Here is a 10569-nt window from a genome sequence, read left to right as displayed (position 1 = left end):
CAATTCCCAATTCCCAATTCCCAATTCCCAATTCCCAATTCCCAATTCCCAATTCCCAATTCCCAATTCCCAATTCCCAATTCCCAATTCCCAATTCCCCATTACCCATTACCCAAATAACATATGGCTATGAAATCGGTAATCCTTTCTGAACAAGCAGTCATTCTGGAAAAACCAGCGATTTGGTCGCGCTTGTTTTTGTGGACGATCATGCTGATGACCACTTCTGCCGTAGTTTGGGCTTATTTTGCTAGCGTAGAGCAAGCTGTCCCCGCTGTCGGCCAATTGGAACTCAAAGATGGTGCTAGAGACATCCAAGCGCCTGCTACGGGCGCTGTGGTGAGGCTGCACGTCGAAAATGGCGATCGGGTAGAAAAAAACCAGCCCCTGCTCACTTTCAACCCCCTTGCACCCAGTGCTGATTTAACATCGATTAAGAAAACTAAAGAAGCGCTGGAAAAGGAAAATAAATTTTACGAAGATGTCGTCAGCGGCAAAGTTCAAGGCCCTATTCCTTCCAACCTAGAATCCACAATCAAAGACAGACAGAGCCTTGCTGCACAAAATCAAGTGCTGCAAGCTTTGATTGACGAGCTGTACCTTAACCGGGGAGCCAACGGAAATTTTGATGCCACCCAGCAAGGACTGTATGTTAATTATCGATCGGAATTTCTGTCTCGGGTAGCCGCCGCCCAAGGGCAAGTTCAGGAGTTGGACAAACAACTCAAGCAAGCTGAAAATGCTGAGAAAGCCGCCGGCGATCAAATGAATGTAGCAGTGCAACAATTGGGTTTTGCTCAGAACCAATTAAATTACTCTCAGCAGCAGTTAGCCTCTTCCCAAGAGCAAGTCAAATCAGCTCTGGCTCAGAAAGATTTGGCTGACGAACAGTTAGCCAAATCCCAACAAGTATTGAAGTCCAATCAAGGCATTTTGGGCAGACTAGGCCCGCTGGTAGAGCAAGGAGCGATCGCTGAACTGCAAAGAGAAAAACAGGAACAAGATGTTTTCAGAGGCCAAAGCGACGTTCTGAAACAGCAAGATCAAATCAAACAGCGCGAAGGCGAAATCAACGCCCGCAAAGGCGAAATCAACACCCGCCGAGGTGAGATAAATACACGCCGAGGCGAAATTAATGCGCGTCAAGGTGACATCCAAAAAATTACCGCTGAAGTACAGCGCCAGCAAGGAGAGCAAGCGCGCATTCAGGAGTCCATCGCCCGCGCCCAAGAACAGTTGAAAAACACCAAGGATGCCTGGGCAAAAGAACTTTACAGCAAAATTGCTGAAAACCAGAAACAAATTGCCAGCAGCGATTCTCAACTCAGCCGTTTTAAAGTAGAAAACCTGAAAAAGCTGTCCGAAGTAAATGCTCAGCTAGAAAAAGCCCAGCAAGTCCGCGATACTCAAATTATGAAGGCTCCCGTATCCGGCGTTATCTTCGATTTGAAACCTTCTAAGAAGGAGAATGCGAAGTTGGATCTAGCAAAAGATCCGATATGCCAATCCATTATTAACTCAGTGGTGAAGCCTGGGGAACCGCGCCCCAAACGCTGCGAAGAAGCTTATTACGAAGCGCAGCAAACAGAGAAGCTGCTCAAGGTTTTGGATGATGAAAACGGCTTGCAAGCAGTTGTTTACCTGGAAAATAGCAACGTAGCTCTTGTTTTGGATGGTATGAAAAACAAGCGAGAAAAATTAGAAAAATATCACGGCAAACAATTAGATGGAGAAAAGATTGACTGCGAAAAAGGTAAAAGCTGCCTGTGTCCTGAGAAGGAAGTTAATAGAGAGAAATTGGGTTTGACAAAATACCAATGCGTACCTGTGGATATAAATGTTGAAGCTTTCCCTGCGCTGGAGTTTGGTACTGCTGAGGGTGAAGTGAAAGAGATTAGCAGCGATGCTGAACCTCCTACTGAACTCCGGAAATACTACGCTTTCAAAACCAAAATTAAGCTGAAGACTCAAAAGTTTATTTTGAACAAGGGCAAGCCAAATGAACAGGAAGTTAACTTGCAGTCGGGAATGGCGGTAAGTTCTAATATCAATATCGGCAAGCGAACTGTTTTGCAGATGTTTATCAACCGATTTACTGGCAAACTGGATACATTCAAGACTGTTAAGTAATTCGGTTAACAGAATTGAATAGGACTAAAGTCCTCACTACAAACTTGATGACTGGTTTGTAGTGAGGACTTTAGTCCTAATTAGCCCGGTTCGTAGTGAGGACTTTAATCCTAATTCCCGCAAATTATGAGGACTAAAGTCTTCACTACAAACTTGATGAGAATGATTTAACGGTATTAATATAAAATAGTGATGGCAATTGGTGCGATCGCACATTCATGAAAAAAAGTATTTTATTTACGCTATATCTGATTCCTGTTGTCCTTTTAATCGGGTTTGTAGCCACTTTTAGCGTTAACGTACCCATTGATGACGAGTGGAGGTTGGCTAGCCTGTTTGAGAAAATAGCTCAGGGAAGTGTAACGTTTAACGATTTTTGGGCTTTGCACAGCAACCACCGCATAGTCTTTCCGAAATTAATTATCGCTGTGCTGGTTTTTGCTTCCAGATGGAATATTAATTATCAGTTGTGTCTCAGCATCGGTTTGGCTGGTATAACTTTTATGACTATGTACAAGTTATCCTCGATGCAGGTTAAGAATGTTGGGGATAATTTGTGGCATTTAGCTAATATTTTAACTTGTATTTTACTTTTCTCCCTGGTTCAACATGAAAACTGGCTTTGGGGATTTCAATTAGCTTGGTTTTTTGTAAATCTGTGTTTTATAGCTGCGGTTTATGCGCTGGTTTCAACTCACAAATTATTGCCTAATATTAGAATTTCTATTGCTGCTATATTCTGTTTTATTGCTAGTTTTTCTCTGGCTCAAGGTTTGCTATCTTGGTTTGTGGCGGTTCCGGCTGTGGTGGCTTTGGAGGGAAATCGAGTACAGAAAAAAAGAAGATTAATTGTATGGATATTGCTGTTTGCAGCAACTTGTGCTATTTACTCAATTGATTATCATCCTAGCCGTAAAACAAGTATTATTGCATTGTTGAATAAGCCGCTGGTGGTAATTGATTATTTTTTGAGTTTATTGGGTTCGCCAATTGTTAGATCACCTGGACTTTCTGCATTTGTAGGATTGGTAATATTTGCAAGTTTTGGATTTTTTGTATGGCATTTTGGGAAGAAGATTCTATTAACTAATTTGGGATTGGGTGGGGACGGGCAAGATGCCCATCCCACAATTGATTTGGGATTGCTACATCAGGCTTTACCTTGGCTGTCAATAGGTTTGTTTTCGGTTTTGTCGGCTTTGTTTATTACGGCTGGTAGGGCTAATTTTGGGGCAATTCAGGCGATCGAATCTTCTAGATATACGACTAATTCGATTTTGCTGTTAATTGCTTTGGTTCAGCTAGGACAATTGTTTATTCGAGAAACAAAAGCTCTGTTGAAATTCAACTATAAATTGATTTTTAGAGGAGTTTCAGGGCTATTAATTGGTATAATTATTGTTAATTCTCAGCAGGCGATCGTCCAAACTAGCTCTGCACTTATTTACAAACAAGGCGCTCAAGATTGTTTGCAGTTAATTAACTATCTCGAACCGTCGAAGTTTTTCAATGATTCGCCGGAAAGCTGTTTGAGAGTGTTGAGCAAAAAAACTTGGCTGGTGAGAGATGGTGCTGCTATTCTCGATAAATTTGGTTGGAGAAAGTTCGCCAAAAATGTAGATTTTATTCCTAATACCAAGAAAGTTTACGGCTATTTAGACCAACCTCCAACGGGCGATAAATTATTGAAAGCTGCTGGTTGGGTGGTTTTGCCAGAAAATAGGAAACAGCCGAATATTGTACTGCTATCTGTCGGCGATAAAAAATCTTTTTTTGCTAACGCTTATGTAAATTTGGACAGTCCCGATATTGCTAAGACTTTGAAATCACAGTTGTACAATAATGCGAGGTGGGCGGTTGATGTGTCTGGTGGCGATTTGGCGATCGCCCAAACCGATATCAAAGCTTGGGTGTATAATCCTGTGGACAACCAATTTGTCCAGTTGCGCGGAGGATGAGGAGTGAAAATTTCGGTGATTATACCAGCCCACAACGAAGAGGGCTGTTTGGATGGTACTGTGCGGGCTTTAGCCCAGACGCTCGATTTAGAAGGGATTCCGCACGAAATTTTGATTGTGAATGACAATAGTACGGATAAAACCGTTGACATTTGCCAGGAATTGTCAGAGACTTTCCCCACAGTTAGATACATCAACAATCAACCTCCCAACGGTTTTGGATTTGCCGTGCGCCGGGGATTGGCAGAATTTGAAGGCGATGCTGTGGCGATTGTGATGGCGGATGCTTCCGACGATCCGATGGATTTGGTAGCAGGATACCGCCAATTGCAAGCAGGATATGATTGCGTTTTCGGTTCCAGATTTATCAAAGGCGGGTTTGTCGTTGATTATCCAATTCACAAACTAGGAATTAATCGCTTAGCAAACTGGTTTGTCAAAAGTATTTTCGGCTTGCGTTACAACGATGTCACGAATGCTTTTAAACTATATCGCAGAGAAGTGATTGAAGGTATACAACCGATTTTGAGCCATCACTTTAATTTGACTGTCGAACTTCCCCTAAAAGCAATTGTCCGGGGTTTTTCCTATACGGTGATTCCTCTGAGATGGTACAATCGGACTGCTGGTATTTCTAAGTTGAAGATTAAAGAGATGGGCAGTCGATATTTGTTTATTGTCTTGTATGTCTGGCTGGAAAAACATCTCTCTCGCGGCGACTACCACCGAACAAGAAAGATGAATGAGTTGAAATTAGATTTGTTGCCTAAGTCAAGGAGTGAAGTCTTGACTGCGAAGGAATGATGACTAATGATTTTGGTACCGCAGCTATTGATACTTTGATGCTGATACTACTGCGTACCAAAATCGGGACTGCAACTTAGGTAACGGGCGGAACCTGCGAAATGGTTACGAAAAAATGGTCAAATCGCTCAAAAGTGCGATCGCGCGGTAAAATTTAACTTAGGAGGCTATGGGGAAATTTGGTTGAAAAGATATACTAAATTGAGAGGATTAAGTCATGGTTTTTACAGCCCAAGAAATGGCAAGATTGATGCCAGATGCCAGTCAACTTGAAAGTGATGAGCCAGAAATGGAAAGTTCCCTACATTATATTCAATTAGCATTATTAGTTGCCTGTTTGGAATGGCAATGGCGCGATCGCAATGACTTTTTTGTTGGAGCAAATCTGACGGTTTACTACAGCCAGCAACAATTGAAAAATCGGGATTTTCGCGGCCCTGATTTTTTTCTGATCGCCGATACCGAAAAACGTCCGCGTCGTTCCTGGGTAGTTTGGGAAGAAGAGGGGAGATATCCCGATCTAATTATAGAATTGCTATCTAGTTCTACCGCCAGAGTCGATCGCAACGAAAAAAAGATATTATATCAAAATCGGTTTAGAACGCCCGAATACTTTTGGTTCGATCCTGAAGATTTGGAATTTGCTGGTTTTCGTTTAATTGGTCAAGAATATCAAGCTATTCTTGCCAATGAATTTGGTAGATTGTGGAGTGAGGTACTAGAATTATATCTGGGAATTCACGATGGGAAATTGCGTTATTTTACCCCAGACGGTGAGTTAGTTGCTACGCCAGAGGAAGCTGCACTGCAAGCCCAAGAGCGAGTCGAACGTTTAGCAAATCAGTTGCGGGCTTTGGGCATTGAACCAGAATAGCTGTCAAAATTAATTGACAGATGATTAAGTTTTAATGCGAGACATATAGCCTTTCTCAGATAGGTGAGGTACGTTGTTGGGCTTCAGCCCTCTTATATTTATTATATAGTAAGCGAGGTCGCATCAAAAACTCCATTTACAGTCATACCTCATCTTTTTGATAAAGGCTATACCTCAACACAATTTAACAGCAGTAATTAATCCTCTAAGAAAGTTGAGTCAATGCCTGAGAGAATTTTAATTGTGGGCGGTGCGGGTTTTATCGGCAGTTGTTTGGCAATTGGCCTGAAAAAACTTCACCCGGAATGGCAAATAATTTGTTTGGATAACCTGCGCCGCCGGGGTTCGGAATTGAATTTGCCTAGGCTTAAAAGTTGCGGGATTCAGTTTGTTTACGGGGATATTCGCACGGCGGCTGATTTAGATCCAGTGGCACTCAATGCTGATTGTATTATAGATTGCGCTGCGGAGCCTTCTGTGCTGGCGGGTTTTAGTTCGCCTCAGTACGTTTTGCAGACGAATTTGCTGGGTACTGTGAATGTTTTGGAGTTGGCGAGACAGACTGGTGCGAGTTTGCTGTTTTTGTCTACGAGTCGGGTTTATCCGATCGCCTCTGTCAAGTCTATCAAGTTATTGGAGTTGGATGATAGATTTGCGATCGCCCCAGAGCAAACATTACCCGGTATATCGGAGTTAGGCATATCAGAAGATTTCCCACTAAAAGGACACCGCTCGCTTTACGGAGCAACTAAATTAGCGTCGGAATTGCTGATTGAGGAGTACAGGGAAGCATACAACGTGCAGGCAATTATCAACCGCTGCGGGTTAATTACCGGTGCTTGGCAAATGGGGAAAGTAGATCAGGGAGTTTGCGGTTTGTGGGTGGCGGCTCACTATTTTCAAAGGTCGCTTAATTATATCGGTTTTGGCGGCAGTGGTAAACAAGTTAGGGATTTGCTGCACGTTGAAGATTTGCTGAGATTAGTCAATTATCAGTTGGAACATTTTGCGGAATTTGACGGCGAAGTGTTTAATGTTGGTGGTGGTTTGAGCAACAGTCTGTCTTTAGTTGAAACAACTGATTTGTGCCAAAAAATTACGGGAAAGTCTATTACAATTAATCCGGTTTTGGAGGAACGGGCGGGGGATATTCCGATTTTTATTACCGATTCTTCTAGGGTGATGGAGAAGACTGGATGGCACCCTATGATTGGGCCGGAGGCGGCTTTGCAGGATATTTATGATTGGATTGCTGCTAATGAAGTGGTTTTAAGTTCGATTTTGTAGGGATTTTTCAATCGCAGATTTTTAATAGTAAGGTGCGTCGCTAAGATAATTTTTGAACCTAGTTGAGTGACTGCAAGCGACGCACCCTACCGCGAAATTTCATCCCCGTCTAAAATTCCCACCATTACTTTAAATAAATCGTCTAAATCGTCAGGTACTCTAAACAAATGAGTGTCTTGGAAAATAGTTTGCTGATTTCGATCTAACTTGCCAAATCGCCAGACATCTCCCATTGTCACAGCACCGTAAAATATATTTTGGTCTTCCACGTGCGACATAGCAATTAATTGTACAGCTAGTTGAGTAAATCCTCTAGTCATATCGTCGTTTTTTGCTTCAATAACTAGCAACTCTTGATTTGACTTCACGAGATAATCTAAATTTCCCTTTAACCAGCTATTAACGTTGAGAGTATACTCAAATCGCAGTTGACATTGACAGTATCGGATCAGATCCAGAAGTACGGGGGATACTAAGGATTCTCTTCTAGCTATTTCGCTGCTGAGACTGACTAAGGGAAGGATATCTTCTATTTTATCTCTCAGCTCTATCAGTCTATCTAACTGTCTAGTTGTTTTCGGTAAAGATAACCTTCCTTTGCTTAGTGAGTAATCAAATTCTGCTAAAATTTGATCGGTTTCATAAGGTAAGTCAAAGTATGAACGAAAGGTATATTCTCGACCTTCCTGTAAGATTTTTTGCTTGGTCATAGTGTTTTCAATCACAATCTGTTTATTTGTACATTATATATCAATTTTTCTAAGCCGGTCGAATGAGTAATTTCCTGTCCTTAACAAAATTCATCATTTATCCCCAAACTTCTGTCAAATCCAAGACAAAACCAGGCAACACATCTTCGCCGGACAAAGTTGCAGGATTTTCCAGCAATTCTAATTCTTGGTTCTGTCTGTAAATCTCCACTTTTCTGTTTTTTCTATCTATCAACCAACCCAACCGCACCTGGTTTTCCATGTATTCTTGCATTTTATCTTGCAGCGGTTTGATTCTGTCAGTTTTAGAACGGAGTTCCACCACAAAATCTGGGCTTAACGGAATAAAACCTTCTTTTTGTTCTGGGGTTAGTGCATCCCACCTTTCTTGACACACCCAAGCTGCATCGGGAGAGCGATCGGCCCCATTTGGCAGGTGAAAACCAGTAGAAGAATTAAATGCTTTACCGAGTCTAGTACGCCGATTCCACAGCCAGATTTGCCCTTCTATATCCAGATTTCGATATCCTGTTTCGCCTCCGGTTGGTGGGTTCACGATTAATTCTCCTGTTGCTGTGCGTTCTAATTGTAACTCTCGGTTGGCGATCGCTAATTCTACAAACTGTTCGCGGGTAACGGTGAGCGTTAGTGCAGGCGGAATATTGAGTGCAATATCAGCCGATGAGTTGGTTTCTACCATCATTTTTTCCTAAAATTGATGCTGTTTTAGCAAATTAATCCTCATCTCAGAAAGCCCAAAACATAGGACAATTTGCAATTTTTATTATAACAATTCAAAGTTCGTAGGTGACAGCCATCGCTCCAATCGGCGATCGCCATCACCATCAATTTCTACTCAGCAAAATAGCGGGTCAAAATCCGCATGATCTCACCGCTAATCGGCGAGGCCAGAGGCGGGCTCCATTCCTCAACCTTGGCAAAACCCAAGATTTGCAGGATATCTACGATCCAGTTGACGCCCTTGGGAGTGCCGCACAGCAGCAAGCGGACGGGTTTTTTGTCGGCGGGCGCGTTGGGAATTTCTTCGCGCAGTAGTTCGGGAACGGACTTGGGAGTTGGTATCATACAGTTATCTCCTAATAGGGTTATCTCCTGAATGTGGGAGTCCAAACCCCTGCCGCGTCTCGATTGCAGTCTGAAGCGGTGGGGGTTTGGTCTTGGGTGTACGCTTGTGATAAGCTAACATAGCTTGTAAACCTATGTCAAGAGGTAACGTGCAAAACTAGAATGTTAAAGAAAGCAGTGATGAGAAAAAGACGATCGTGCCACCGAAGAACCTCAGACGAGTAACCACTTACGTCCCTCCTGAAATAGCCAAAGCATTAGAGGAATGGGCCGAGAAAGACGAGCGATCCGTATCTTGGCTGGCTGGAAAGCTGATTGAAAAAAGTGTTAAAGAGTATCAAAGTCAAGAACAGCAACAAGCCTCTACACCGGAGGTGAAAGAATGAATCCAACAGCTATTAACGCTCTGTGAGTTGGTTAAAGATTGGATCGAAGTTAAAATGTGAGTCAATTTAAAAGAGAAAAACCTAATGGGCGGGAAGCGTAAGCTTGAGTTGATAGCTGTGTATGTAACCAAGGAAAAAAAGGAGGCTCTTGAGGAATGGGCTACTTCTGAAGAACGTTCTGTTTCATGGATTGTTAGCAAGGCGATCGACAAAGCACTGGAAGACCGTCAACAGCAGCAAACTGAGGCAAAACAGGATACACAGCAGTGAAAGTCGATCGCACTTCACTGAAAATTTCATTGCTACTCATTAAAACAATTAGGCTTGTCAACCATGCACACCATTGGTGCTTTTGCGATTATTGACAGCGGCGGCAAGGTACTGCTGTGCCATCGCACCGATAGGGATGCTTGGAACTTGCCTGGTGGTAGGGTTGAGGCGGCAGAAACTCCGTGGGCTGCGGTTGTCCGTGAGGTGGAAGAGGAGGTTGGTTTGCTGGTTAAGGTCATAGGTGCGATCCTCTGCGAGGGCTTTGCTAACGGCATTTATGCTATACCAGTGCGATCGGACTTGGTGTTTACATTCCGCTGTGAAGTCGTTGGGGGTAGCCTGCACACGACGGAAGAAGCAGATGACATCAAGTGGTATCTGCCCTCGGAGTTGCCTATCAACACGTTTTCGAGTCATGTCGAACGCATCCATGACGCCTACGCTGGGCGCAGCGCGGTTTTGCTGAAGACGCAGGAGTAATCTTTTGTCAGTGAGTTGGTTAAAGATTGGGTAAAAGCTAAAATGTTAGTATTAGTAGAATCTAGTGAATTTTGGGACTTGCTAAAATGAACACTGTTAAATTATCGATCGATGGCGACCGCCAGACTGTAGTTTTACCGAAAGAATACCAGTTTCAAGATAACGAAGTTTACATCAAAAAGATAGGTAACGTTGTTGTTTTAATTTCCAAAAACAATCCGTGGCAAATCTTGTTTGATAGTTTAAAACTCTTCTCTGAAGATTTCATGGAAACTAGAGAACAACCTGTTTTGGACTAACGTGAGGGAACTGTCACGAATTCCAGGTTTAGTCATAAAAAATTGGATTGGGTAGTTAGTTGAGAAGTGCGTTAGCGAAGCCCTCGCAGACGATCGCGATTCGCTTGAATAGAATTTGCGGAAACTAACGTGAGGATATTGATGTTATTAGAAGACCGGGCGGTTGAAACCGCGTCTATACAGACAAAACCCGCCTCCGCGGGTTGAAGAACGGTTACAATTATGTTATTTTCTTCAGTCCGCGGAGGCGGACTTCGTTTGTGTAGGCGCGGTTTCAACCGCCGT

At 42.9% G+C, this 10569-nt stretch carries 12 protein-coding genes; 9 read left to right on the top strand and 3 right to left on the bottom strand.

What is annotated here, in order from left to right; translation table 11 throughout:
- Nucleotides 1-129 precede the first annotated feature (129 nt).
- From JGK07_RS18525 to JGK07_RS18505, 5 genes are all read left to right on the top strand, one after another.
- Nucleotides 130-2130, top strand: coding sequence for a chromosome partitioning protein ParA (locus tag JGK07_RS18525; protein WP_293185938.1), 2001 nt, complete (start codon nucleotides 130-132; stop codon nucleotides 2128-2130).
- Between the two features lie 218 nt (nucleotides 2131-2348).
- The gene (locus tag JGK07_RS18520) at nucleotides 2349-4088 is read left to right on the top strand and encodes a hypothetical protein (protein WP_293185940.1); all 1740 of its coding nucleotides are present in this window, start codon (nucleotides 2349-2351) and stop codon (nucleotides 4086-4088) included.
- 3 nt (nucleotides 4089-4091) lie between these two features.
- Nucleotides 4092-4892 carry a glycosyltransferase family 2 protein gene (locus JGK07_RS18515; RefSeq protein ID WP_293185942.1) on the top strand — a complete coding sequence of 267 codons (801 nt, stop codon included), beginning with the start codon at nucleotides 4092-4094 and terminating at the stop codon, nucleotides 4890-4892.
- Nucleotides 4893-5109: 217 nt separating this feature from the next.
- A complete protein-coding gene (locus JGK07_RS18510; RefSeq protein WP_293185943.1) occupies nucleotides 5110-5766 on the top strand; it encodes a Uma2 family endonuclease in 657 nt (218 codons plus the stop codon).
- Between the two features lie 222 nt (nucleotides 5767-5988).
- A complete protein-coding gene (locus JGK07_RS18505) occupies nucleotides 5989-7053 on the top strand; it encodes an NAD-dependent epimerase/dehydratase family protein (protein WP_293185944.1) in 1065 nt (354 codons plus the stop codon).
- An 86-nt stretch (nucleotides 7054-7139) separates the two neighbouring features.
- Here JGK07_RS18505 and JGK07_RS18500 read toward each other — a convergent pair whose 3' ends face one another.
- The 3 genes from JGK07_RS18500 to JGK07_RS18490 form a co-directional block, all read right to left on the bottom strand.
- The gene (locus JGK07_RS18500; protein WP_293185945.1) at nucleotides 7140-7763 is read right to left on the bottom strand and encodes a hypothetical protein; all 624 of its coding nucleotides are present in this window, start codon (nucleotides 7761-7763) and stop codon (nucleotides 7140-7142) included.
- Nucleotides 7764-7860: 97 nt separating this feature from the next.
- Nucleotides 7861-8463 (bottom strand): Uma2 family endonuclease, encoded by a 603-nt coding sequence (locus tag JGK07_RS18495; RefSeq protein WP_293185974.1) that lies wholly within the window; start codon nucleotides 8461-8463, stop codon nucleotides 7861-7863.
- Between the two features lie 152 nt (nucleotides 8464-8615).
- Nucleotides 8616-8849 carry a hypothetical protein gene (locus JGK07_RS18490; protein WP_293185947.1) on the bottom strand — a complete coding sequence of 78 codons (234 nt, stop codon included), beginning with the start codon at nucleotides 8847-8849 and terminating at the stop codon, nucleotides 8616-8618.
- Between the two features lie 197 nt (nucleotides 8850-9046).
- Here JGK07_RS18490 and JGK07_RS18485 point away from each other — a divergent pair, with 197 nt between their 5' ends.
- The 4 genes from JGK07_RS18485 (at nucleotide 9047) to vapB (ending at nucleotide 10284) form a co-directional block, all read left to right on the top strand.
- Entirely contained in the window at nucleotides 9047-9235 is a 189-nt protein-coding gene (locus tag JGK07_RS18485; protein ID WP_293185949.1) for a hypothetical protein, read from the top strand.
- An 84-nt stretch (nucleotides 9236-9319) separates the two neighbouring features.
- Nucleotides 9320-9505, top strand: coding sequence for a CopG family transcriptional regulator (locus tag JGK07_RS18480; protein ID WP_293185950.1), 186 nt, complete (start codon nucleotides 9320-9322; stop codon nucleotides 9503-9505).
- A 63-nt stretch (nucleotides 9506-9568) separates the two neighbouring features.
- On the top strand, nucleotides 9569-9985 hold the full coding sequence (locus JGK07_RS18475; RefSeq protein ID WP_293185951.1) for an NUDIX domain-containing protein: 417 nt from the start codon (nucleotides 9569-9571) through the stop codon (nucleotides 9983-9985).
- Between the two features lie 86 nt (nucleotides 9986-10071).
- Complete coding sequence (gene vapB / locus JGK07_RS18470; RefSeq protein WP_293193538.1) at nucleotides 10072-10284, top strand: antitoxin; 213 nt, start codon at nucleotides 10072-10074, stop codon at nucleotides 10282-10284.
- Nucleotides 10285-10569: the final 285 nt, after the last annotated feature.

The sequence above is a fragment of the Microcoleus sp. PH2017_24_DOB_U_A genome (assembly GCF_020738205.1).
GTDB lineage: Bacteria > Cyanobacteriota > Cyanobacteriia > Cyanobacteriales > Microcoleaceae > Microcoleus.
This window is presented reverse-complemented; position numbering and strand designations above follow the sequence as displayed.

Bases quoted from the DNA above. Each gene is read 5' to 3' on its own strand.
- vapB (WP_293193538.1), top strand. From the start codon at position 10,072: ATGAACACTGTTAAATTATCGATCGATGGCGACCGCCAGACTGTAGTT.
- JGK07_RS18495 (WP_293185974.1), bottom strand. From the start codon at position 8,463: ATGGTAGAAACCAACTCATCGGCTGATATTGCACTCAATATTCCGCCT.
- JGK07_RS18500 (WP_293185945.1), bottom strand. From the start codon at position 7,763: ATGACCAAGCAAAAAATCTTACAGGAAGGTCGAGAATATACCTTTCGT.
- JGK07_RS18505 (WP_293185944.1), top strand. From the start codon at position 5,989: ATGCCTGAGAGAATTTTAATTGTGGGCGGTGCGGGTTTTATCGGCAGT.
- JGK07_RS18510 (WP_293185943.1), top strand. From the start codon at position 5,110: ATGGTTTTTACAGCCCAAGAAATGGCAAGATTGATGCCAGATGCCAGT.
- JGK07_RS18520 (WP_293185940.1), top strand. From the start codon at position 2,349: ATGAAAAAAAGTATTTTATTTACGCTATATCTGATTCCTGTTGTCCTT.
- JGK07_RS18525 (WP_293185938.1), top strand. From the start codon at position 130: ATGAAATCGGTAATCCTTTCTGAACAAGCAGTCATTCTGGAAAAACCA.
- JGK07_RS18475 (WP_293185951.1), top strand. From the start codon at position 9,569: ATGCACACCATTGGTGCTTTTGCGATTATTGACAGCGGCGGCAAGGTA.
- JGK07_RS18490 (WP_293185947.1), bottom strand. From the start codon at position 8,849: ATGATACCAACTCCCAAGTCCGTTCCCGAACTACTGCGCGAAGAAATT.
- JGK07_RS18480 (WP_293185950.1), top strand. From the start codon at position 9,320: ATGGGCGGGAAGCGTAAGCTTGAGTTGATAGCTGTGTATGTAACCAAG.